The 24,344-nt window shown below is 57.4% G+C and carries 10 protein-coding genes and 2 pseudogenes; 9 read left to right on the top strand and 3 right to left on the bottom strand.

The window, feature by feature from the left end; genetic code table 11:
• Positions 1–4: 4 nt before the first annotated feature.
• On the bottom strand, positions 5–2,590 hold the full coding sequence (locus E8M78_RS18945; protein ID WP_246658396.1) for a patatin-like phospholipase family protein: 2,586 nt from the start codon (positions 2,588–2,590) through the stop codon (positions 5–7).
• A gap of 273 nt (positions 2,591–2,863) precedes the next feature.
• On the opposite strand from E8M78_RS18945, the gene E8M78_RS18940 reads away from it, so the two are divergent.
• The 5 genes and pseudogenes from E8M78_RS18940 (at position 2,864) to E8M78_RS18920 (ending at position 14,837) form a co-directional block, all read left to right on the top strand.
• The gene (locus E8M78_RS18940; RefSeq protein WP_170973477.1) at positions 2,864–3,721 is read left to right on the top strand and encodes an AAA family ATPase; all 858 of its coding nucleotides are present in this window, start codon (positions 2,864–2,866) and stop codon (positions 3,719–3,721) included.
• A gap of 15 nt (positions 3,722–3,736) precedes the next feature.
• Positions 3,737–4,534 (top strand): hypothetical protein, encoded by a 798-nt coding sequence (locus E8M78_RS18935; protein ID WP_137136533.1) that lies wholly within the window; start codon positions 3,737–3,739, stop codon positions 4,532–4,534.
• Positions 4,531–6,048, top strand: coding sequence for an ATP-binding domain-containing protein (locus E8M78_RS18930; RefSeq protein ID WP_137136532.1), 1,518 nt, complete (start codon positions 4,531–4,533; stop codon positions 6,046–6,048). Before E8M78_RS18935 ends, E8M78_RS18930 begins: the two co-directional genes overlap by 4 nt.
• A 473-nt stretch (positions 6,049–6,521) precedes the next feature.
• Positions 6,522–7,055: pseudogene (locus tag E8M78_RS23585) on the top strand (damage-inducible mutagenesis protein); the annotation flags it as partial.
• Positions 7,056–7,586: 531 nt separating this feature from the next.
• Positions 7,587–14,837 carry a hypothetical protein gene (locus E8M78_RS18920; protein WP_137136531.1) on the top strand — a complete coding sequence of 2,417 codons (7,251 nt, stop codon included), beginning with the start codon at positions 7,587–7,589 and terminating at the stop codon, positions 14,835–14,837.
• A 479-nt stretch (positions 14,838–15,316) separates the two neighbouring features.
• Here the strand turns inward: E8M78_RS18920 and E8M78_RS18915 are convergent, their stop codons facing one another.
• Positions 15,317–15,583, bottom strand: a complete 267-nt coding sequence (locus E8M78_RS18915; RefSeq protein ID WP_137136530.1) for a hypothetical protein — start codon at positions 15,581–15,583, stop codon at positions 15,317–15,319.
• 381 nt (positions 15,584–15,964) lie between these two features.
• Between E8M78_RS18915 and E8M78_RS18910 the strand changes: the two genes are divergently transcribed.
• Together E8M78_RS18910 and E8M78_RS18905 are read left to right on the top strand one after the other, a co-directional pair.
• The gene (locus tag E8M78_RS18910) at positions 15,965–21,031 is read left to right on the top strand and encodes a hypothetical protein (protein ID WP_137136529.1); all 5,067 of its coding nucleotides are present in this window, start codon (positions 15,965–15,967) and stop codon (positions 21,029–21,031) included.
• Between the two features lie 40 nt (positions 21,032–21,071).
• Positions 21,072–21,725: a polysaccharide deacetylase family protein gene (locus tag E8M78_RS18905; RefSeq protein ID WP_137136528.1), complete on the top strand. Its 654-nt coding sequence runs from the start codon at positions 21,072–21,074 to the stop codon at positions 21,723–21,725.
• A gap of 605 nt (positions 21,726–22,330) precedes the next feature.
• Here the strand turns inward: E8M78_RS18905 and E8M78_RS18900 are convergent.
• Positions 22,331–23,182: a DUF3800 domain-containing protein gene (locus E8M78_RS18900; protein WP_137136527.1), complete on the bottom strand. Its 852-nt coding sequence runs from the start codon at positions 23,180–23,182 to the stop codon at positions 22,331–22,333.
• Between the two features lie 494 nt (positions 23,183–23,676).
• Here E8M78_RS18900 and E8M78_RS23405 point away from each other — a divergent pair, with 494 nt between their 5' ends.
• Together E8M78_RS23405 and E8M78_RS23930 are read left to right on the top strand one after the other, a co-directional pair.
• Positions 23,677–23,853, top strand: a complete 177-nt coding sequence (locus tag E8M78_RS23405; protein ID WP_170973475.1) for a hypothetical protein — start codon at positions 23,677–23,679, stop codon at positions 23,851–23,853.
• A 110-nt stretch (positions 23,854–23,963) separates the two neighbouring features.
• Positions 23,964–24,275: pseudogene (locus tag E8M78_RS23930) on the top strand (hypothetical protein); the annotation flags it as partial.
• Positions 24,276–24,344 lie beyond the last annotated feature (69 nt).

The following is a 24,344-nucleotide window of genomic DNA, read 5'->3' as shown; positions in this document are numbered from 1 at the left end:
CCGCTCATTTAGACTGGATAACCTTAAGGTGACGGCGCAGATCTGTTAGCAAAGAAACCCACCGTTGAGTACCGTCTGTCTGCTCTAGCGCCGACTGCGTCGCATGAAACCCCAGAGCACGGTAGGCTTCAAACTGCTCCTCGGTAAAAAATTGGTCACCAGTTGATTCATGCGGAAAACGGGGGAACCTGCGTTCATAGTCAAGGACATAGCTGCGCTCGTCGCCGGTCACGCAAGCCTTGATGTAAAGAAGTACGCCAGTCTTCTCCGGCAAACGCTCGCCACCGGCTCGTAGAACTTCGGGATACTTTATAGTTCCGATGGCTGCATGTTGCCAATCCGGCGCGCCAGCCGACTGTGTTTTACTAGACGCTTTATCCTGTGCCCTGATCAAGGCCGCGCCTGCTATGGCTTCGAAAGGAAGTTCTAAACGAACGCCAAGGTCAATTCGCGCATATCTCTCAACTGAAATCAGTGATGAAAAGTTCATTGTCGGATCAGCTTCCGCATCGCTGACAATAATGAAGTCACATCGGCGCTTCAAGAGTTGGTAGAGGCCGAGATTGTCGATATGCCCGCCGTCTGATAAAAGTACCTTTCCATGCTTTTCGCTCAATCGGCCAAAAATCTCCGCCGGCAAATATGAGAACCGCCAGTCCTCCAATCTCGCTCTATGAAGATCTTCCCGAGTTTTCACTCGGTTCGGATTTCGGACCCAGTAACCAAGGCGCAGATTAAGAAGCGAGAGAGTGGGTGCAAATAGAGCCTTTCCCACTTGGCCCATGGCCGACGAGACGGCGGCACCGGAGATGGCAATGGCCGTCGCTAGGTCGATATCCGGCTCGGCATCTCGATAAATATTTGTGGGGAGGTAGCCGGTTGCTTCGCTACCGATATAGTCCGGGGTAAAGGTGAAGAAGTCAGCTTTCCTGCGACGGCCGAGACGCTGCGATCCTTGCATGTTAACTGCGGCGTTTATGATAGGGTACGGTCTTCGGGACAAACCCCTGTCATCAGCGCTGGCGAGATCGGTAAAAGTGATTGGCTTTCCGTCGTCAGAAATCCGAAAAGCTTCTGCCAGCCTATCTCGATAAAGGCGATGTAGCGAGTTGGCGTTTTCCGTGAACAGACCCGCGATCAGAGTCAAAGTGGCACAAATTCCAAGGTAGAGCATTGCCACCCCCCAAAGATTCAGCGACGGACCGATAACATTTGCTAATATCGCTCCAAGGAAAAACAAAAAAGTCCATACCGCCGCGATGACCCATAACATTAAGCGGCGTTTTCGCTTAGTCGGCATATCGATAACTTCATGACGGTTTAGGAGCGTTAAGCCGAGCGGGCCCACGATCCGGGACCAAAGCACTATTGCAATGATGATGGCGACTGGGACCAGCACCAGCGCGACCATGAGGTTAGTAATTCCAAGAGTGGGGAGCACTTCGGCCAGTTGTCCTGGAGCCTCGTTACGTTGAATGCCAAAAACAGTGACGGCTAAGTAGAAGGCATAAATGAGAAGGGGGAGCGCTAGGCCGAGAGCGACAAGTAGAGCAGAGTTTAGTATTCGCGAGACGACGGCCTTGCCAGAGTTTTCCTTTGCCGCCGCTTGGATTAGGAGTTCAAGGCGCTTCCACAGAAGGGCAAAAGCGCCGGTTCCAGCGGTCAAAGGCGCCACCACGCTCAGAAATCCCTTCCAGCTTAAGTCTCTGAATTGCAGGGCGAGGCGAAGGATGGGAACCTGCAGTTCAAAAAGAAACAGTGCGGCCAGGGCGATGCATGCGATCGCAGACTTTTTGGCGGTCTGCGAGGCTGGATCTTGTAGTTCCGCGTACTTCCCCGGAATGGAGGATATGATTGAGCGCCAGGCAGCCCAAACCACAAGCCATAGCACGAAGCATGCCAGTGCGATCGTCGTCAGCGGAAGTGTGCCGTCAAACACAAACCAACCCGATGCCTTCCATTGGTTGGCCGCAGCAATGTTGAACAGCCAAGAATGAGCAAGCAGATCCTCCGTTGGATAGAGAAACAACGTCAAGGCAGCACCGGCGAACACGCACGCGGCAACGATGACGGCGTTGACGGCGAGACCTCGCAAAATGATTGCAAATGAAACGACCAAGTCGAGGGGCCCATTCGGCATCAAGTAGCGGCTTCGGTCACGAATCCGCAACACCTCTTCGTTGTCTGCAATATCGGCTGGCGCCATCGCACCGCCAGCTTGCGAGGAATCGAGCGAGTAGGTTCCATTGGTACGATAGAGACCAGCGATAACCGCGCCGCCCAGATATCCACCGCCGGACACCGTCGAAAGGAAGTCGAGCTGCGGGAATGCTTTTAGTGCCTGCAATGCCTGAACGACGCCGAGGCTCACCGCAGCGGAGCGAATGCCTCCTCCTGAGAGACACAGACCCGCTTTCTTGATTTCCGTTTCTGCAGCTAGGTTATCAAATGCCTCGCGTCGAGGCGATCGATCTCGGATGCGTTCATGCTCAAGATCCCAGACCGACGCGAAACTATCCGACTGGGAGTAGGTTAGTGACGTCTCGCCTAACCGTGCTTCCGCTGTGTGTTCTTCATTCGTTGAGACCACGGAAATCGCACCCCGACTGATTGGACTTGGAGCTAGTCTTGAATGAAAAAAGATCGCGTCAAAAGGAAAAGTTCAGGTTGCACACAGATGCTTTTTACCGCGGGCAACATTGGCTGCTGAATTTTCTTGATATTATGGTCAATGCCGACAGCCAGAGGAAATCCTCTTCTAGTTGATTCGGTATCCCGGATGGTAGTGCAGCCAAGAATTCGGCGTCTGACAGTCACAAATTTCCGTGGCCTAGCCCATACGGAGTGGTGGCCGGCTGAGGGTATGAACATAATCATTGGCGGCGGCGACTCGGGGAAGTCTACGCTCCTTCATGCTTTATCGCTCTTGTTTAGTCCGACCAACGCCGTCCAGCTCCTGGAAACCGACTACTACAATCGGTTACTGGAGCCCGGCTTTACGATCGAAGCAACGATCTCGCTCTCTGAAGATATTGGTCTGGCAAACTTCCAACAGGCTTTGTGGCCATGGGAATGGGATGGCGAGAAAGCGGTGCTACCAGACAACGAGCGGGAAGGGGCGCTGCGCGATCCGGTCTATATTTTCCAACTGATTGGTACCTCCGATCTGGAACTCGTCTGGCAGATTATCCAGCCAAACTTGGAACCAGTGAGCCTTTCGGCTGGACTGCGACGAAGGGTCGGAATCGTGCGTTTGGCCAACGACGATCGAAACGATCGCGACTTGCGTCTGGTCTCAGGGTCGGCGCTCGATCGGTTACTATCAAAGGGAAACCTCAAATCTCGAATTAGCAAAGAAGTCTCAGCGGCTGACTTGTCCAACGCATTGACAGAAAATGAGCAACGGTCGCTTGAGACGCTCGACAAGTCGATGGCGGCCGCGGGTCTTCCGAGTGGTCTTGATATCGGCCTGACCGGCAGTCAGGGCCTTTCGATCGGAGCGCTTGTCGGCTTGCTCGCGGAAAAGACTGGTACGGTGCTCCCGGTGTCAAGCTGGGGCGCGGGGACACGCCGAATGGCTGCACTCGAAATTGCCAGAGCGACGGAAGCATCGACCCGATTAACGGTGATCGACGAGATCGAGCGCGGACTAGAGCCGTACCGCTTGCGTCAGCTCCTAGAGACGCTTTCGGTGGACGAACAACAGTGTTTCGTGACCTAGCACAGCCCCGTTGTCTTGGCCGCAGCGAAGAAGGCTGCGCTTTGGTACATCGATGGCAGTGGCCGGGTTGGGCGCCTCCCTCAGGATAAGATCGCCCGCCAGCAGTCGCGCGATCCGGAAACATTTCTCTCAAGAGTTCCGATCATTGCTGAGGGGATTACGGAGGTCGGCTTCCTGCGGATCCTGCTCAAGCTCGTCTTCGACGGCAAGGACATGGTCCATGGCATAAGAGTGGTGGACGGGGGTGGCAACGAGGCCATGCTTGGCGTGCTTGAGGCACTTAAAGATGCGGGCATCAGCGTTGGCGGCTTCTGCGACGATGAAGGCAAATTTCCGGGCCGTTGGGTCAAGCTCAAGGCCGCCGCGGGTCCGAAGCTTTTTCAGTGGCAAACTGGCTGCCTTGAGGAAAACATCATTGCGCACGTTCCCAATTTATCTCTGTTTTCGCTTGCGTACGACAACGACGGTGTGAGCGGAGACCGGCTTCGGACGCTGGCCGACCGACTTGCTATTCCGGATAAAAGCGAGAGCGCGATACTCAGCGCATGTGGGTCTTATGACAGTCTGCGGAAATTGATCGTTCAGGCTGCAACCGGTGACAGGAGCGGAGCGCCCAGCGAACCGACTGGTAAAGAATGGTCGAAACATAGTCAGAAGTGGTTCAAGACGCTGCCTGGTGGCGCGGAGCTATGCGAGAAAATGATCGGCTTAAGGCTATGGCATCTCGTTGAGCCAGCCTTGTTGCCGTTCCTTAATGCAATCCGGGCCGAAGTTGGTGAGGTAGCCCTGCATCCTGGAGAGCTGACACTGTGACGGACCAAGACATCGCATTTCTTCTCCGCAGTGATGTTGCCTTAGCAACGATCGAGGCACCGGCTGGCTGCGGGAAGACCTTTCAGGGCGCCAATTACGCGCTCGACGCTGCCTCTTCGCTTGCGGCCGGTCGCGTTCTGATCCTTACCCACACCCACGCTGCTCGATCAGTGTTCGCAAACAGAACCCGCAAGCTGCTCGACCGAGTTGAAATCCGGACCCTCGACAGCTTTCTCACTGAAATCGCTGCGATGTATCACCGAACCCTCGATCTTCCGTTAGATGTAGGTTCCTGGGCCCGCGAGAGTTCGGCGTATGATGTTGTCGCTGCCCAGTGCAGACAACTTCTCGAGTGCTCGGGAAATGTCGCACGTGCCGCGGCTCTCAGGTATCCGATAATCATTTGTGACGAACATCAGGATGCCATCGCTGATCAGCACGCAGCGGTCATGGCGATCCACCGAGCTGGCTCTCGCGTCCGATTGCTCGGGGACCCGATGCAGATCATTTACGGCGGCGCGGGCACCACTTCAGCGGCAATAAAGCGTTGGGAAGCGCTCAAAAACGAAGGGGGGTGGGGGCATTTGGCCAATCCCCATCGTTGGCGTTCGGGCTCGATCGAGCTCGGGGAATGGGTGCTTGCAGCGCGAGAGGCACTTGCCTCCGGCAAGACGATAAACCTCGCCGGAATGCTACCAGCCGACCTTACAGTCCTGCATGCGGCAAATTCTGCGCCGGTCGCCCACAAGGCCATTACCATGACTGCTGACGATCGTCGCGAAGTATCAGAGATTGCACGGAAAACTTCGCAGCTATTCGTACTCACTGTCGGGAATGACCGTGTCAATCATTTGAACGCGTTTTTCAATCGTTCAATTCGGATTTGGGAAGGGCACGGACGTGAGGCGCTTTCCTCGCTGGTCAAGTCAATCGAAGATAACCCGCGCTCGGCATCCGGGATTACCGAAGCGCTGCTGACGTTTGTCGAAGAAACATGCACCGGGTTCTCCGCATCACTTCATGGCCGGCGGCTGCGGCAAGAGGTACAAGATGGGTGCCGCAAACCGGCGAGAGGAATGCCCGCTCACCTGCAGGCGATTGGCCGCGTTATCTTGGATGAGCCAGACCATCGCGGAATCAGTCGTGGCCTTAGCCTTCTACGAACTCACATCACATCGAAGACGCCAGGTTTCGCCAAAACCACCATTGATCTGAAAAGCGAGTTCCAGGACGCCGTCAAGCTGGGGGGATACGCTTCCGCCACCGAAGGACTTATCGAAATTACGAGGCGGAGAACGTTTTCCCATCCCCAACCTCCAGCGAAGTGCATCAGTACCGTCCACAAAGCACAAGGGCTTGAGTGCGACAACGCACTGGTCATGATGTGTGACAAGCAATCGTTTGCAGACACCGAGTACAAGCGGCGGCTGCTGTATGTCAGTTTAAGCAGGGCGATGAAAAACCTGACGCTTGTGATTTGCCGTGACAAGCCAAGTCCGCTTTTCACTCTTTAGACCCACCGGCGTCGCCCGCTCCGTTTCGAAGCCCGTCTTTCCTCTTCCCGGCGCCGGTCCTGAGACCGACCGCTATCGGGCCGAATGGCGTAGTCGAGATCCTCCGAGCAGGGTTTGGACATGTTGAAGGTCACGTTCAGCGAGTGGTAGCCAAGTTCGTCATAGTGCGATTTGGTCAGGAAACCTGCGTGTATCGCAGCTGCAATCAGGACGCCGTTCGGAACGTAGTGTGGACCTAGCGGCTCGCCTTCGGGATATGTGCATTCGAAATTTTCGGCGATATGCTTTACCCAATAACTGCCCGTACCTTTTCTAACGGTCTTTGTACGGACCACCTTCGCAAGTAAAGCAAGTGAGGCTAGGAATGGTCGCGTCGCATCCGTGCTCAGAAGTTCAGACCGATCTTGCAGAAAGCGGGAATACCGCTCCTCAGAGCTTTCCCATTTCCCATCCTGCTTTCGCTGCGATCGGCCGTAGCCGCCCGGACAAAGGGGCAGGTGGCATGGTGCCTGACGAGGCCCGACCTCTTCATGCCTGCGCTGGCGCAAGTCGGCCTTCATCCCGACCGGGTCGTATTCATCGAGGGGGACAAGGAGGAGGACGTCCTGGCGAGCATGGAGGAGTGCCTGTCCTTCGGCGGCCTCGGTGTCGTCGTCGGAGAACTCGTTCGATTGCCGATGACGGCCTCGCGGCGTCTCCAGCTTGTCGCCGAAAAGACTGGAACCATGGCCACCGCCGTCCGACGCTGGAGACGGCAAACGGAGGCGAACGATTTCGGGCAGCCGACGGCTTCGACAACGCGGTGGCGGGTGAGCTTCATGCCATCGCAAGAACTGCCAGTTTCGGGTGTGAGGAGGGCTCAATGGCTTCTGGAATTGATGCGCGTGAAAGCGGGTGAGTGTGCTGAGTTTCTCGTGAGAGCGTGTGATGATAGGGGCCGTCTCGGTCTATCTTCCGGATCCGCTGATGGAAATCATTCGTCGACCCGATCCCTCTATACCGCCTAAGCAGGAAAGTGATTGCCAGAAGTGGTTCGAAGCGCTGGATGTCGGTCGCGAAAGTCGACGCACCGAAAGCCGGTGTGGAGTCGCAAGCCGCTGTCGCGGCCAGGATTGCTGAAGACGAGGCTTTCCAAACCTCGGAAAGGGTGAGCGCCCGGCAAGACAGTGCATCTTCTGCGCTTTGTTTGGTATTTTATACAACTTGACATCGTCAAAATCAAAAATACTATGTCTCATACCGAATGAAAGCCGTGCTGCGCCAAGTACTTGTCTGGCAAAGCTTGCAGTAAGTCGGTCATTGCATCGCATTTTTCTAGCCCCTCTATACACGCTGATTGTCGCCGCGATGGCCTTATCGCGGCTGGCGACGGGTCGTGGCATCTGCTGAAATCGGATCACTGAAGCTGGGGAGGCAACAATGGGGGCGCTCAATACGATCAGACTTTGGGGGGGCGAGCCGTGGTAATATTAAGATCATTCCGAGTTTTTGGACGTTTCCGGTTTGGAGCGACCTCGGATGAGGCGGCCGCCACTGCGATGGCCGCGAACATATTTGAGATATTCCATTCCGCCGAAACCGAGGCGGGCCCCTATCAGACATTCGTACGGTTTTCGCTCCTTGGAGCGGGCGGTTTTCCGCCATTGCCATCCGCAACGCCGCCCGCAACTGACAATATTTTTGAACCGGTCGCGTTCAAGCGAATTGTCAGTGATCTTAAGGACAAGAGCGAGGTCGCGTTCTGGGCTTGCAAGGGCAAGGGAACTAAGCCCGGCCGCACACTCTTTGTTTTCGATGCGCTCTTTCTTGACCAATTTAGTAAGGCCTCGGCAGCGCTTCCGACCGAGCGCTTTCCGCTGGTGCCGTCCTACGTGTACAACGGCGTCTCACGCACATCATGCATCACCTTTGGCAATAGCGACGAACCGGGTTACCGGTCTTACGAATTCCGGTTCGAGCTTGCCTTCCCGACGCCGGTGGCTATCGGTCGTGACGCTGCAGCGCCGGGAGAGACAGGTGGCGCCATCAGTCTTGGCGCGTTGTTCGACTTTACAGTAAACGGCACCGATTTTACCAAGCCACAGCTCCTTTTGACCGGACCTTCGGGCGGGACAGGTGTCGTTCGGAAACAGTACAAATTCGGCGATTACGCCGTCGCCACAACTGTAGATGCCGATAGGCACGTCATTGACGTACCGGCGGAAACGGATGTTCCGCACATGCAATCGCTCCTTGCCGCGATGGGGTTCCCTGGACAAAAAGGCACGGTGGTAAATCACGTCGTAGAGTATCAGTCTCACGCTGTGTCGAACGAGGAGTATATTTACCTTCTCGCCGTTCGGGGAGATCTCAATCTTATCGAACAAGATGGCGTGGTACTCGAGAGCGGCGCCGCACGACTTGATCTTAGCCTGCAATATGGCGGTGTTCTGGACATAGATGGCGGGAAAGTCACCGCCGAATGCCATTGGCACGTCAGACTTACAGATCAGACGGTGAAAGAGTTGCTCGCAAGTCCGGCCAAAATGGCAAATACCGACTTCCGAGCCGCGCTACGGTTCGTCTCAACAGCGATGCTTAAAGATGGAAATCTTGGAAGCAGTGACGTCAAGACGCCGTTTGACAAACGCGATCGCATGATCCTGCGTGGCGGCGGGCTAGAGGAGGCGGCACGGCTTTCGAGGCTGGCTCGTGGTGGTATGCCGACGACGTTGCGCCAGCCCCAGTCGACGATGCCGGACTTCATCTCTGCCTCGGGTGGCGACAGGCTTGCGATGCCTCTGCTGGCTATCGCACGCCAGCTATATTGCGCACTTAACCAGACGGCTCAAGGTGCCAGCATCACTAGACGGCATGCCGATAAGCAAGCTGTTTCACAGTTCGACATTACACTCAACACCGATCAGCTCGACGACAAGCCTCAACCTCCATTGCTGTCCCGCCCGGCGAAGGATGTCGGCTGGCGTATTCCCCCGTCATCGGGAAAGCCAGTGCCGCTGAGGATGGTGCAGCCGGCCTTCAATGAGAAAGTTGGTGACACGGCCAATCCTGCGCACGATCACAACCATGTGCGTATCGCTTTCGATGGCGCGCTCCTCGCTGGTGATGCGGGTCGTGATGATGACGAAAGCAGTATCAGTGTCGCGATCGGCAACGACCCGGCTAGCGCCACGCTTCACGTCGGAAGCAAGAAGCATTTCGCGGGTCTTGAGACGCGGCTCGGATCACTCGCCTTCGCGCGCGACGGGCTACTTTTAACAGGAACCGACAACAGACTGAGGATCGTGCGCCGACACCGGCCAATGGTGGACGCGCGCCATGCGTCAGACCGGGCGCCGAAGATCGGCCTCGAATGGGATTTCTCTTTCGCAATTGATATTGCGGAGCCGGTAACCGTCGATGTCGCCCATGGCGACAGAACGTCCCGCCCGGCCGATCTTTTGATCCGCGAGACCCTGACAGTGGCTTCTCCAGAGCCTGAGCGCTCGACTTTCATTCTGCGCATGAGGGAAACGCTGCAGGACGACAACGACTGGCAGCTTACAGCGAGTCTGTCGGAGCGTAAGCAGGCTGCCGGGGATGTCCCGTTTGCAACCTTTACCGTGCTTAGCGACGCGCCCTTTTCGGCCTATCGGTTCAGCCGCCAGCCATTGTCGCAAGGGGGCGAGGATCGTCCGGTGGCGCAGTATGACAGCGACACACGCGACTGGAACATGTTTCTACAAGACGCCGATTACATGTTTGTCCGTCCGGCGTCGTCCACCGGTGAGGCCGCCGACAAACCGGGTATGCTTGAGATACACGATCCCATCAATCGAACGGTTCCGATCAGGCCCGCGCCGCCACAGACGGATGTCACGCGTAAGCATGCGGTCGATATGCGATATTCTCCGCCCACCGTACTTTGGGTCGATCCCTCCGATCTGGCGCGTGCGTATATGCTTCCCGAATATCGGGCGCGCGATCTTTTCACCGGTTCGAGCGATTTCGGCATCGGTCGCAAACTGACGGCACTGCGCACCGAGCTGCTTTATGGTCTTTCGACGGGTCTTGTTGTGCCGCCGGCCGAGGATGGCCGGTCTGGTCCACGCGTGGCAGAGCTAGAGGCTCTGACCGGTCGGATGGTCAAGGCTGACGAGAAAAAGGATGCGACCGCTACCCGTTGGAGAGAGTTGCGCAAGGCATTTCAGCGCCGACCGGAACGTCTCGAGGTATGGTCACTCGACACCCGTCGTTCCGATCCATTCGTGCCATCCCAGTTCGACAGTGGGCTAACCTTCGCTTTGCGCAGCACTGCGCTTCTCGCGCCGCCGGTCAAGGCGGGCGAGTATGAGGCAAAATCGACAGCAAGCGGACTTGCACCGCCGCGCTTTCACGAGCGCGGTCTTGCAGGCGGCGCCATGTGGCCGCTCGAATCCGCCAATGTGACGCGTGTATTTGCAGAGAACCCGTCGTCATCGGACGGTACGCTTGGTTCGATCGCGTTGACCCCGATGGGCGACAGCGGCAACCAGACAGTCAGATTTCTCAATGGCTATATTACCGTCATCACCGAGACACGCGAAGGCCGGTTGCACAAGCATCGTGTCGAGGTTCTCGGACGCATTGCCGGGCTTTGGCACCGCGCCAAGCATGTCGTTATCTACGAGCGCACGACTGCCGCCTCGGCACAATTTGCACCTTATCCGCATCAGCCAACCCGCACGCGGCGACCGGTCTTGCGCAAGGTGGAAGAGTTCATCGAGATCCTGCAGCCCAGCCGTCGCTATCCAGATATTGAGGATGTCGCACCCCGTAGCCGGGGGTTCCTGGAGGAGGTGCGCTTTAACTCCTGTGTCATCCATGTCAACAGTGCCTGGGGTCGGGACGTCGGGACAGAGGGGTGGGAAGTGCCGCTCTGGAACCGAGGTGAGGCCGAACTGCGTCCACAAGTCTACCCCTTCCCAGATGTCGCCTTCGTCACAGCCGGCGAGGGTGGTGGCGAGCGGCCGCAGGCCGTTCAGGAATGCCTCGACGTTGCGCATCTTTATTTTTATACCGATGCGAAAGCAGCCGAGACGACGGCGAACACCGATCGTTGGCCGATCCGCGATGGCATCGATACGTCGCCCTTCGGACATATGGACTTTCTGCGCGACGTGGCGGCAAGCGCCGACGCTCTTGTCGGCAACAAAAGCGACGCAGAAAGGATGCGAGACGGAGAACAACAGCTGGCGCGCAAAGCAGCGTCAATACGCATCCTGCCCGGCCTGCGCCGTTTCACCTGGCGCTTGGCGCCCTCAGCGATCCGGACTCGGCTGAACGCAGAGCGTGGGGATAAGCCGATTTTCGCGGGGCTGGAATCGGTATCACTGATGCGTGCACCGGGATCTGTTCCGGCGAAGGACTCGATCAAAACCGAACTTGGTCATAGGCTGAGGGCCGGGGAACCCCAAGCATTGCTGAAACCTGACTTGGTTCTTCCGTACGGCACGGGCAACCAGCCAACAGCCATCCCGACTTATGGCAAGGTGGTGGCCTTGCTGAAGACGATTGGGGACAACGAGCCCACACCCGCGCAACTCACCGATCTAAAGGCTGCCCTCGGGGCAATGGCCGATGTCGCAGGCGTCAAGGAGATCGACACCTTCCTTTCCCGCGGCGAGAGCGTGCTGAACAAGGTCAAAGAATTCGCTGACGGTGCACCGACCTTGATCGCGGAAGCATGGTCTATGGAAAGCGCCGATTGCGACCAGATCGCGACCAAGGCTGCTGGAACCATTCAGAAGCGCAAGCTGCTGCTGCTAGAGATGATAAGGCAGGCAGAGACGGAGGCGATAGCCGCGTTGGAACCGCTGGCATTGCCGACCAGAGAAGACGTCCGCGATTTGGCGGAACGGGAAATTGTCGAGGCGACGAGCGATATCCTGACACAGGCTTCGCAAGGTGTCGTGTCCATCCGTAGCGAGATCGCGACAGCCCGCGCGATCGTGGGCGATTGGCGTAGCGATGCCGAGAGCGCGATGATGCGCGCGCGTGCGCGCCTTAAGGCCTTGCGCAACGCCTATGATGACGAGAAGCCGTGGTCGATCAATCGTTTCGATAAGGCCATTAAACAGGTTCATGACGAGTTCGACGCCGTGGCGATGGAAGGGCAGGCGGCGCTTGCGGAGGCGCGCCAGCGATTTGCGGTAGAGATCGGTGGTGCGGCCTCAGCGCTCGGGGGCCGCATCAGCGCGTGCATAGCGCAGGTGATAAACCTCAAAAAGTCGACCGACGCTGCGGCGGCGGACTACGCACAGCTTGTCGATATGCTGTTTCGCCCGGTGATCGACGCGGCCGATGGCCTGCAGCCTGCTATCAACGGGACAATCGCTAATCTGCAAACCGCGATCGACAGCATCTCAGATCCGCAGGCAAAGGCCGCGGCAAGCGCAGTGCTTAGCCAGCTCCAACTAACCCTTGGCGCTGTTAATCTCGGCAAGAAAATTAAAGATCTAAAGGACGGGGTTGGGGCCCTAAAGCTAATCACGGCTGACTTCAACTCGGCAACGAAAACCATCTTCGACAGCGCGAAAGCTGTAGCTGTGGCTGCCCTCGATTCGTCAGAGGCCGCCACGAAAGCTGCCGTCGACTTCACCCAAGAAGAGTTGCAGACCCTGTCTCTTGCGCTCGTGGTCGAGCTTGATAAGCTTGAAGGTTTACTCACGGCCAGCGCTCAGGCGATTTTTGACCAGTGGCGTGAGGGTATGCTTCCTCTCGACATCGCCGTCGAGCGAGCCGTGAACTGGATCGACGTGGAACTGTCCAGCATCGGACAAGCTACAAACACGGCGCTTGGCGCGATCGACAGCTGGCTTGCTTCCTTCGACGACAGGGTCAAAAACGCTCAGGCCACCATTGAACAATCGCTTGTGGAGCAATTCATGGCCCAAGTGGTTAATCCGATCCTCGACACTGTCTTCGCCGCGGACTGGCCGACGGAGGCCGACAGCATAAAGGCTCATACCCGAGCTGTGATCCTGCAGATATCCCAGAAAGCAGAGGCGGCGATCGACAGCTTCACAGCCCTGCCTCTGGCCGCGGTAAGTGATGCCAAGAAGCTCTGCGAGGAGGCAATCGCGGCCCGCAATTCCATCCGGGATGGGCTGGAGTCCGCAGCGCAGCAGGCAGCCGCGGAGTTGAAGCCGATCCTGGACGCGTTCTCCGGCGGCATCCTCGATCCTAGCAAGTGGAAAGACACACGGGCCGGCGTTGACAGACTGCTAGGAGCAACAGCAGAGATTGCCAACCGCTTCGCCGAGGCCGGAGAAAACGTCCGCAGCTACATTGATCGCGGCGCCGATGTTTTATCGCAGATCGGTTCGGCGAAGGCTTCGGCGCTGCCCGGACTGGCATTGCAGCTCTTCTCCGCGGCAACCCAAGCGCCCGAGATCGCGACCTTCCGGACCAATGCGGAGCGCATCCGCATTCTTCTCGACGAGGCGAAGGATGCGCTCGAGACGACGCCAGTGCGCGGCATGCTCAATCAGCTGGGTGACGGTCTCAAGTCCGTCGGCCTTGATTTCAACTTCAAGGAATTTGGCGACACCTTCCGCCTCGATGTCGACAAGGACACGCTGCTGCGACGATTGATACCGGATTTTGGCATCAATTTTTCCGGAATGCTGCCGCGCGCGAAGATACCGGGCGGCATCGCCAATGCCGTAAAAATCACACACGACATTGACCCGAAGGCCGGACGGGCCTGGGCTCGTGCCGATGTCAATGCGCCCATGCCCGATCGCGAAGAGTTATTCTCTCACGGTATATTCACGTTCTTCCTGAAGAGCAGTCTGCTTAAGGCGTTCCTACGGGCGGAAGCGTCCAAGGACCAGAAGGAAATCACGATTACGGACCAGGCTCTGCTGACGACGACGATCGAGATGGTGGTCGGCGGCGAGGTCATGGCCGCGCTTGAGGATGTGCTGATTAGTTACAGCAGCAAAGGGCATCTCGATTTCACGCTCGACCCGCGCAAGATCCGCATCCATCGCGCCATGCAAATGATCCAGGATACGCTCGGATCGATCTTCCCGGACGCCTGGGGCGGGCTCAAATTCCTCAAGGAGGGCGGTGTTCCGGTCGGGGTGGAGCACGACTTTACCATGCCGCCCATGTCGCTGAACTTCGGCACGTCGGGCGTCAGCAACATCCAGATCGCGAACCACTTCTCGCTGCGCGCCTATCCCGACTTTGTCATTGCCGACCGTTTCAACCTGTCCCGGCGCGAACTGCCGTTTATCTTCTCCTTTTTCATCATTGGCGGCACTGGATATATCCAGATCGAAGCAGAATATCGGCCTTTCGGACCGAGGCTCATGGTGTCCGTCGAGGCTGCTGTCGGTGGTTCCGCTGCGCTTGCCTTTTCCTTTGGCCCCGTTTCCGGTGGCGTGTACATCACGCTTAGCGTAGCGATCCGTTTCCAGAAGATGATCGGTGGACCGGCGGGCTCTGATCAAGGTCTTTCGGTATCGCTCGTTCTGGTCGTCGCGGGCAATGTCAGCCTCTGGGGGATGGTGTCGGTTTATCTGACACTGATGCTGTCGATCAGCTACCAGGATAGCGGCAAAGCGGAGGCGTTCGGGTCGCTTTCAGTCGAGGTGCGTATCTCGCGCTGGTTCAAGCTTAGATACTCGACCCAGGTCACCTACAATTTGCGGGACGGACGCAGCAGCAGCCAATCGCAGACAGAGGTCACAATACCGGAAAAATACCAGCAGATGCTCGACAAGTTCGAAGCGCTCGACCAGGCGAGGAAGGCCCTATGAAGAAGATCGTCCACATCGCCGGGGAAATTGAGCCGAACGCGCTGCATGGCGTCAAGACAGGAGAGGTCTTTGGTTGTCACGTCGGTCTTGAAGTGCAGGCCGTAGGCGGCACCGTGAAAGACAACGAAGATGCAGCCCGGCCGGTCTTCTGGCGTTTTCTGGATGAGTTACCCCAGGGAGGCTTCCATCTCATTGCGGTTCCGAAGGATGGCACCCCGGTCAGCGTGGTCGGAGATCTCGGGCTCGAACATTATAAAGGAGCAGTTTCGCCGGGAGAGATCCAAGCCTGGCTGGAGGATTGTGGGACTGCCTTCACTGACGCTGCTGGAGAGCCCGTCGAGTTTTTTGCAACTACTGACAGACGCGACGTGGCCGACATTCGTAATGCCAGAGCTGTCGATCTGCTCCGCGCAACCGCAAAATGGCCAGCGCCGCTGGCGCAAAGAAACTACCTGACGGTCTTGCTGACGAGCGCCCATCTACGCGCAGCCGACAAATATCACGGGGTACTGTTCGTGCCCCCGGGCCAAGCAGTGGCGGAGCTTAAGTTCAGCCTGTTGTCGGCGGATGAAGAACTCTTGGTGGTCGCGGTCAGCAATGCAGCAGGAGAGCACCTGTTCGACTTGTTGACCGGAACGCTTCAAGACTACGAGGCGGCAAACACGTTCTTCGAGAATGACGGCCGCGTGAAGCCGGTCGCGATGGCGGATGAATTGCGCAGGCTCGTCGGCGCCATCGAGGAGCATGCGCCATCGCTCTTTGCGATGTCTTCGACGCTCGCAGAAGCCGCGGGTGACGAGGACTTTGTCGCTGATCTCGCCAAGGCTGTCGGGGATGACGATTTCCGCAAAACAGTCGCTGGCCTTTCCAGCAGGGAGGTTCTGAAAACCGCGGCGCTTCCGACCGATGTGCGCCTATGGTTCGAGCGAGCCTCGGTCGTTGCCCTGTTCGACGTGATCACAGTCGCCATGCGGTATCCTAAGCCCGCCGGCTCCGAGGCCGAACCGGCATCGGCTCGCAGCGAGATCTTGCTGACGCTTTGCCGCAGTCTCGCAAGCCTGTTCGAGCGCGAGCGTTATTCGCTCGATGTCGATGAAACGAGATTATACAAGAATCTTTATGACGCCTTGGATGCCGCACTGGCTGCACTCGACGGATCGGCGGCCCCTGTCGCTGCTCCAGGCGGCACTGTTGCCGACCAGGACATAGCGCCTTCGCTGACTTGGCAAAGCATAGCGCGTTACCTTCCCAGTACCCTGAAACTGGACACGATCGAAAAGCTCTTTTCAACCGTACCGTCCGGAAAAACCGAGACCTGGGAAACGTGGAGCGCGGAAGTCAAGGCATTCTGGACGGAACTCGCACAGTTGTCGGTGTTTCTTGAGAGTGAAACCGGACTTGAAGCCTGGCTGCTTGCATTCTGCGATGCGGCTTTCCTGCGGAACGGTCGGTTGGATGCCGATCTCCTGAAAGGAACGCGCATTCTCGAAGACGAAGCTAATCCAGACCCCAGCGATATCAACAAAGCGACCGACGTCTATTCCCAGTTCAAGCAGTTCATCGAAGGCGATTTCAACGCGGCCGAGTCCGTTAGGCGTGACTTCGGCAAGCGTATTATTGGCGCGCTGATCGGGTCGAAAATCGAGAACGGCGACGCGCTTGAAGGTAGGCTGTCGGACAGTCTGTGGCTTAAGCGACGGGTTCATCGCGCCAAGCCGCCGGCGATTTTGGACGACCTGCTGGACGTATGCCTGCCGTTGGCCGGTTTCGAAGTTGTCCCCGAAACTTTGCGGGACGTGCTGCTGGAACACGTGTTCGAGCGCCGTGTGGCGCAGATTACCGGAAAGACGCCGTCGGGCATGCTTTTCCGCCCCGATGCGACGCCGCAGCCGCTACCGATCCAGATAACCGAGACGGCCGATCCCACGGCCGTGGAAATGGCGAGCGCTAGGATTTCGGGTCTGGGTTTTTTTGTTCGCGCCGTCTCTGGAGGCGTCGACGAAACGGTGCATGCCAGCTTGGCTGCGCTCGTCGACCGCAAGGATCCAAAGATCGTTATTGACGATCGAACGGTGCTGCCTACGCTGCCGGCGTTAAACAATGGGGCATCGGGCATATTCGTCAATTATGAGGGTGTGCCGTTCGCAACTCAAAACCGCCCCTTGCCCGGCCGGGGTGGTGCAGAGATGAGCCCGGATCAGATAAAGCAGCAGCAATTGGCCAAGCTGGTGCGCGGCTACCAGTTGGCGGAGGCCAAGTATAACGGAGATTTCCCGCCACTACCTGCTTTGGCTTATGGCCGCAGGTACGGCATCACCGCTTTCTGGCTGCCGGGATCGGGTGCGCTACCCGCCGCGTTGCGGGGAGTTGACAACAATCCCTACCTGCCAGCGCCATTGGGCAATCCGCCAAACGCGGCCGTGGCCGCATTCATTCCTGCGACAGATGCGCTCCAGCCCTATCTGCGTCGTACAGCCGTCTCCGACATGCAATTTGCCCGCAAGCCGGCGGAGAAGGACAAATTTTCCATTCCGAGCAATGTCTTTCCCTTGGCGAAGGACGACCCTAGGCTGGTGCTAGAGAACATCGTAGGGGGTCAGCTGCATCTCAATCTGTTCAGGTTGGGCGACGGTACGGGAGGCGTCAATTCGGATGTCACCGAGATCAAACTGCACGCTGCCGCAATCTCCGGAAAGCTTCGCGACGATCAGCTCGAGATCAAACAAGTCCAAGCGATTGAAGGCGTGTTTATCACAACTTCGGTAAAATCGAAGGCGCTGACCGATCAGACGCTCACGATCACGCTCGATAAAATGGACGACCCTTCGCCATGTTGGCTGCGGCTGACTTGGAAGGAGGGTCTGAGCGAACCTGGCGGATTAAGCTTTTCCGATCCATCCAGCGACCACGCCCAAGGAAGCGCAGACCGCGCTGGTGCGGTGCTTCTCCTTTCACCGCCGGGTAAAGGATGGATGCGGCGGTCCACGGAAGATCTGACGATTGAAACGCCTCGGGTGTCTTATGCCGATTTCGAGTGCTGGGCTCGCAATATCGACCTTTGGAACCAGACGGCCCGTGACAACTCTGACGACACGAAAAAAAGCACCGCGGAGGAATTGGACAGGCAGAAAAAGCTGTTTACCGCTCTCAGCTGGGCGCAGGCTTTATTCGAGGGTGCGGGACATGCCTACGCGGAAAAGATCCGCAAATTGCCGGATCCAGCCGTCAAGGCAGTCATGATAAGTGTTGCCGCATCGGACCAGATTTTTGGCGCGGTGGAGTCCGGCGGCCGCTATCTCGACCGTGTCATTGAGATAAATCCTTATGACCCTACAGGCCTAACAATTCCGACGAGCTTTGCTTTGACGTCCAACGGCAGTCAACGCATGGGCGAGCTGTCTAAACGCATCGAGGAATTGTGCAAACTCGTAGACGATATCCTCGCCAGGGCGCAAATCCAACTGACGATAACATGCGAGGCTGGTAGCAAATCCGGTATCGTGCTGGATCTTCCGGAAGGCTGGGTTCACCGTGTGCTGGTCGCGCCGGCGGTGCTCTCACAGCATTTTGAAAGCGAGGTCTTCGATGACCGCATGAAGACCCTTGCAGTGGGACGTCATGGCAAATGGACGATTTTCGACGGCGCCAAGTTCTTCGTCGAAACCGCCACTTCGTTGGCGGGAGCCACCATGGCGCCGGGGAGCCTCGTCTCCGCGTCGAGCGCCGACGTATCCCGCAGTTTCCGACTTGAGCTGCGGCCCCGGCCGGAAGACCGTATTTACGGATCGGCGCGGGTGGCGACACAGCGCTGGCGGGCCACCGGCCAGCCCATCTATCACTGGATCGATCCGGTGCCAAAAGGCGCGGCCGCGGCATTTCCCGTTCTGCCGATCAACGTGGTCCAAGGCGAGCCCGGCGCCGTCGGAGAAGTAAACCGGTCCGCGCTCGCTGATTTCGAGGCGGATGCATTCTTTGGCGTTTCCGATGAGATCGGGGACATCAAGGACAACATCCGGATCATTCCGCGTCCCGCGGCCACGACACTCGATCAATTCAGCTGGCCTGAACACTCGGCGACCTATTACCGACATCGGGTCACGCTCCACAGCCGCTATGGTGGGATCATTACCGATCCCCGTCGGCGGTCGACGAACTTGTTTGTCGATGACGATAAATGGGCCGCGGCGCGCACCGTTATTCTGGCAGCGCCATCTGTCGCCAACATTACGCGACCCCAGGTTCGCGCCTTCTTCCCGACGCTGCGAAACATACCGGGCAGCCCAGGCAAGATCGCACCAGTGGCATGTGTGCTTTCCGAACCTCCGTTTTACCATTTTGGTCTGGCGGACCGTATCGACGCGGACCTCAAGATGATCAACACCTACAAGTTCAAGAGCATCGAGGATGAAGCGCCCAAAGACCCTGACCGCCTGCAGCTCGATCAGTTACGCAAGGAGATCGGTCCGGACCCGCTGCTGAGTTACTTCCCGGTCGGCGATGCGCGCTCGCGGGCTGTTTCCGTTGCCGTCGAAGGGCCTGTCGGCCTGCACTTCGATCAGCCGAACACAGAGCTGCCGATCTATAGCAATTCGCAGTTCATGCTGCATTTCGTGATGCCGGAAGCGATAAACGAGCCCGACGCAAACCTGAGTGAGATGGAGGAAAGTTTCGTCGGCTTAGCGCTATCCCGTTATGCCGACCCCTGCTGGAGCTGGATGCCCGGGGAGACTGACGTCAAACAAAAGACGCTTTCTAGGTTCGATGCGAGCTGGGTCCTGATCGATCAAAGTTTCACCTTAAATTGCGATGGCAAAACTTGCGTCGCGGTTGATGTCACGGGCGGTATTCTAACCATTGACGTCGCCCATGAGGCGCTGTTCGTCGATGGAATTTCCGACTCTCCGGTCGAACTTTACAAAGGTGAGGCGGTTGATGCTGCACTCATGATCAGGCCGGTCGGTGATGGTCGGTACATACTCGGGGTTTACCAGGGTCACATCAAAATTTTGGAAGGCGACAACAACGCACGAGGGCGGCCTCAGCTGCGGGCATCGGTCATCGTCAAGACGACGGGCGAGCTGGAGCCGTCTGCGGATCTGTCGTTGCGAAGGACGCGGCAGTCAGAGTCGAGCTTTGTTGAGTGGGTCCGCACCGGACGCGACATGGGCAATGTCATGACCCGGCTTGCGACAAAGCCGGACAGTGACGAGAACCTAACGGCAGTCGCCGGTCTGACAGCCATTTTGATCCAGGAAAAGAAATTCATGCCAGCAGCGGTGGCGGTGGGCGAGCCCAAGGGATCACCGCTCAAATTTGTCGAGGCGATGAAGACGGAAGCACTGCATATCATGAGCCCTGTTGCGACGCGACGGTATCCGCTCCATGTCCATCGACATCTCGCGCTGATCGTTCGCAAGCCCTCAAAGCAAATCGGGCATCAGGTCGACTTGTTCGAATCTGCGTTTTTGCTCGACGGTGGCGGCGGAACGTCGTTAGACCTGGCGGCGGAAAGCTCGCTATTGCTGGCAGAATTCGAGACGCGGGCCGAGATCCTGCATATTGTTGGTAAGACCAACGAGGCCATCCGAGGTTTGGAGCAGTTCGCTTCGGGATACTTCGATCTCGTGTCATCGAAGTCGGGTGATATACGCAAAATGCGTTTTCATTTCCGGGCCGCCAACGAGCCGGTGGATATATCTGACCTGGTCATCGCCATGAAGGCTCAAAACGATGGATCGACGGCCATGATCGAGTTTCCGACCGGCCTTGGTGCGGCGACGTTGGTTCGATCGTTCGAGCTCCTCTTCTACAGCAAAAGGGATGCTAGCAATAAGGACGTCTGGTGCTACGAAATCCGCTGGCCAAGGCGCTTCGTCGCTGGCGAGAAAAACAGTGTTGTGCGCGTGGAGCCAAAAATCACGGAGATTCTTCGTGCCAGCGCTATCACACTGTCTGTACAGGATGCGCAGGGACCCAAGCGCGAGCGCTGGTTCGATGTCTCGTTGTTGCACAGCGTCAAGGATGTCGGGCTTTCGGTGGATAGCTTCGACTTCGACTGGATTTTCGGTGTAGCCAAGGGCCGGTTGGACCTGCCTGCCGCGCTCTCTCCCGAGGCGCTCAACAAGCTTCCGGAGGCGCAGGGGCGACTTGTCGGCCTCTCGGATCCGATCAACGTGATAACCGTGACCGAATAGGGTGGGCCTGTGACGGCGCGAATAGAGAGGAGTATGGACAGTGGCGAAAAATGCATTTCTGACATTTGACGATGGCCCCAATGTTGGTACGGCCGTCGTCTTGGACAAGCTGAAGGATGTAGCCGCTCCGGCGACCTTTTTTCTGACGGGGTCTAACGGTTTTGATGATGCCAAAGAAAAAGTTCTCGTCGAGAGAATGCTGAAGGAGGGCCACCAGATCGGCAACCATTGCTTCGTTCACAAGCCTTCTGCGCTTCCCGACTATAAGGCTACCTACGGCGACCTGACCCAACCAGCACAAAAGACAGCGTTCAAGAAGAACCTTACCGACAACGTTGCCCATTTTCGGGCGGTGACCGGAAAGCCCACTCTGAATTTTTCGCTCGCACGGTTGCCAGGTGATGGGCGCTTCCATCCGCCTTCGGTCACTGAGGTCGGCAATCTTGGCTTGCGGCATATCGGCTGGAAGTTCGAGTTTGCGCCAAATGGCGTCTTGGAGCACATCAAAAACCTAGACTGGCAGGGCATTGCCGGCGTGGCGGCCACAGACGCGGGGTTCCCCAAGGACAATGACATCATTCTTGCGCACGACGCTCACTGGAAGAACGATCCGTCTTTGTTTGCGGCCCTGCTGAAGAAATTGATGGACAACGGCTTTCAGTTCAAAGCGATCGATGAGCGAGCCATAGCTTAGGCTCCTTCAGTTTCCGCATTGGCTGCAAGTTTGTCGACGGCGGTTGCGACCGCCGGACCCGACCGTACAAGCCAACCCGTCTTCTCGTCGAAAAGTTGGCCTGTGAGTTGACTGAGCACGCCTTGTTGAGTGGTTGAAAAGATTTGCGTCGGGTGCGCAAATTAATTCATGCGCTCGGTGGATTACCTTCACACGTAGCTTCTGGTGGCGTCCCATCACAAAGCCGCCAGTCGGTTGCCGGCCCCATATAAGCCATTCCCGAGGGCAAGTAGTTGTCCCTATACGGAAATTCAGCGCGAACTTATCGGCGAAATATCGGGGTCGGCGGTTCGAGTCCCTTCAAGGCGGAGGCGACTAACGCATTTCGGCGTGTCGTCAATGAACTAGAATAGGTCACCCGCTTCGTACACGGCGGCGTGGTACGCTTGGTCGCGGCGGTGAGTTTGCCCAAGGTGGTGGCGGGCCGGATTCACGCGGCAGGACAAAGCCGGTCGTTCCGCGGGACATGTTCACGCCCGATCTTCATATCGATACGCTGAAGGTGAAGAGCCGGAATTTTCACTGAAAAATGCTCAAACCGGGCGTGTCGAGGGAGCGCATGCACCTCAAAAATCGCTTTGATCCTCAGGCGTAGAGACTTGGGATGCGGCGGCAATAGTTTTCGGGGTTGCCTTTGGAAAAGGGTGAGCTGGAACTGGATGCGAAGCGAGGCGCGCTTCTGTCTCCGGCGAGACGTGACAGCGCAGACCTGAGACTGGCCCGATGCCATACCGGGCAAAGTAAGGCCTTATGAGGTCGTAGCCACGCTGGTCGCCCGACTGAAAGTGACGGAAAATCCAGTAGGCGATCAAATCCGCCATCTGAATCAGGCGCGATGCCTTCGAATCCAGAAAAAGCGGGACTTCGGCAAAGTTGCGAAGTTGGCCGTTGGCATGCCCCACGTGCTTAAACACATGAGAGAGGGTTTGGATTTTCTCCTCATAGTTGCTCTTGTCGAGGATGACCAAGCCGCGCTGGGGGTTCTTTTTCTTATAAAGCGTCTTCAGATAGCCATCAAAACACGAAGCCACCTCCTCGAAGCACCGAGCCAGAATATCGTTCGGAGAGAAGAGCTTCTTTTCGATGACGCAGGCATAGACCTTCAACTGCAATTGCTTGTCTGCCAGTAGCGACAAGATATCGACGACGGCTTGAACTCTGTCGTTGGGAGGCACACCTTTCCAGGTACCGTTGCCCGAGCGCATTGGGTTTCCATGGAACTCGATTTCTCGAGGATTGGTTGAGCTGAAGCGCGCCGCTACAGGATCTATCTGGGCTTCCAGCCAATGCGTTTGGCGCTCGAATACGCTAAAGCCTGCAAGGACAAAGAAGTCGGAGCTTGGATCATGCGAGTGACCAGACTCGTCGAGATATAGTAGATGCAACGAATCCCCCTGAAACGAAAAAGCGGACCGCATGCGGTCCGCTCCAATTCGGTAAGCCGAGTGAAACAATCGTTCAACGCACCGACGGATCAGCGCTCTCGACTATGCTCAATATATATCGGTTGCGTGTCGGCTTTTCAAGAGGCGGCTCCGCATGGCTCACAATCGCGAACCTCCAGCATTCGCGGCTTCACGTCGTCTGTGATCCGCCTCCAGCAGTCATAGGCATCGACTCTGACCTGATGACCGGAGCGAAAAGAAGGTAGCGTCAGGTATCGAGGGCTACAACAAGATCCGCGTCAGCACGATCGTTGTTTGTCGGAGGCCGGCCCATGGAGGCGTCCCAATCCCGCTCTTGATGGATGGCTTCCTGGTCCGGTCCCCGATCTCCGTCGATCAACCCGCTGACGGGGTCCGCTAGCGAGCTGCGGCCGCTTCGGCTTTGCCTTCGCGGTGATCGCGACCGGTTCCGGACACTGACGGGAGCCATCGAGCGGGAATGGCCCGCTCCAAAGATGGAGCCTCAGATGAACACCGATCTTTCTGTCGCGCAGAACCACGCCTTCCAGCTTTCACGCACCCTCATGGTTCCGGTCACACTGTTCAGGTCCGGCGACGAGTTCGGCGTTCTGCCGAGCGACGAACTCGACGATGAAGACGATCTGGAGATCGTGCATGAATTTCATCCCTGGCCGGCTCATTGAGCCGGCATTTTCCTCTCCTTGATGCCGCTTGCGCGCGGCAGGCGACAAGGGAAGCTTCGCCGCGCCTTGGCACCGACGGGAGGTGCCAAGCTGCAGATCAGCAGGTTGCCATGGCGCGCCCTTGCCTCCTTTGCTCTTCGCGGACCGCCGGGAACGGTCCCGCAAATTGCGGGAAGAATGGATCTGGAGAGAAGGGCGGCGCCAAGAGCGCCGGGAAAATAATGGAGAAACAGAAACTGGAAGAACTTCGGGACCGTGTCCCGTGCGCAGCCGTGTTGGAACAGGCCGGCTTTTCCATCGATGTCAAGGAGAGCACCCGCAAGGCAGTAAAATACCGGCGCAGTGCGGAAATCGTCATCGTCATCCATGAGGGGCGGGGATGGTTCGATCCACTGTCCGACGCGAAGGGCGATGTCTTCGGTTGTTGGTTTCCGCGCGAAACTGAGCCGGTTAGGCGCATAATTTCCATTGAGAATTGAGCCATGTGAACC

Source organism: Rhizobium sp. FKY42 (assembly GCF_005222835.1).
Lineage (GTDB): Bacteria > Pseudomonadota > Alphaproteobacteria > Rhizobiales > Rhizobiaceae > Neorhizobium.
This window is presented reverse-complemented; position numbering and strand designations above follow the sequence as displayed.

Excerpts from the sequence above, each read along its gene's own strand:
- E8M78_RS18915 (WP_137136530.1), bottom strand. The coding sequence starts at position 15,583 with ATGCTCCTCGATGGCGCCGACGAGCCTGCGCAATTCATCCGCCATCGC.
- E8M78_RS23405 (WP_170973475.1), top strand. The coding sequence starts at position 23,677 with ATGAACACCGATCTTTCTGTCGCGCAGAACCACGCCTTCCAGCTTTCA.
- E8M78_RS18920 (WP_137136531.1), top strand. The coding sequence starts at position 7,587 with ATGGCCGCGAACATATTTGAGATATTCCATTCCGCCGAAACCGAGGCG.
- E8M78_RS18900 (WP_137136527.1), bottom strand. The coding sequence starts at position 23,182 with ATGCGGTCCGCTTTTTCGTTTCAGGGGGATTCGTTGCATCTACTATAT.
- E8M78_RS18940 (WP_170973477.1), top strand. The coding sequence starts at position 2,864 with ATGAACATAATCATTGGCGGCGGCGACTCGGGGAAGTCTACGCTCCTT.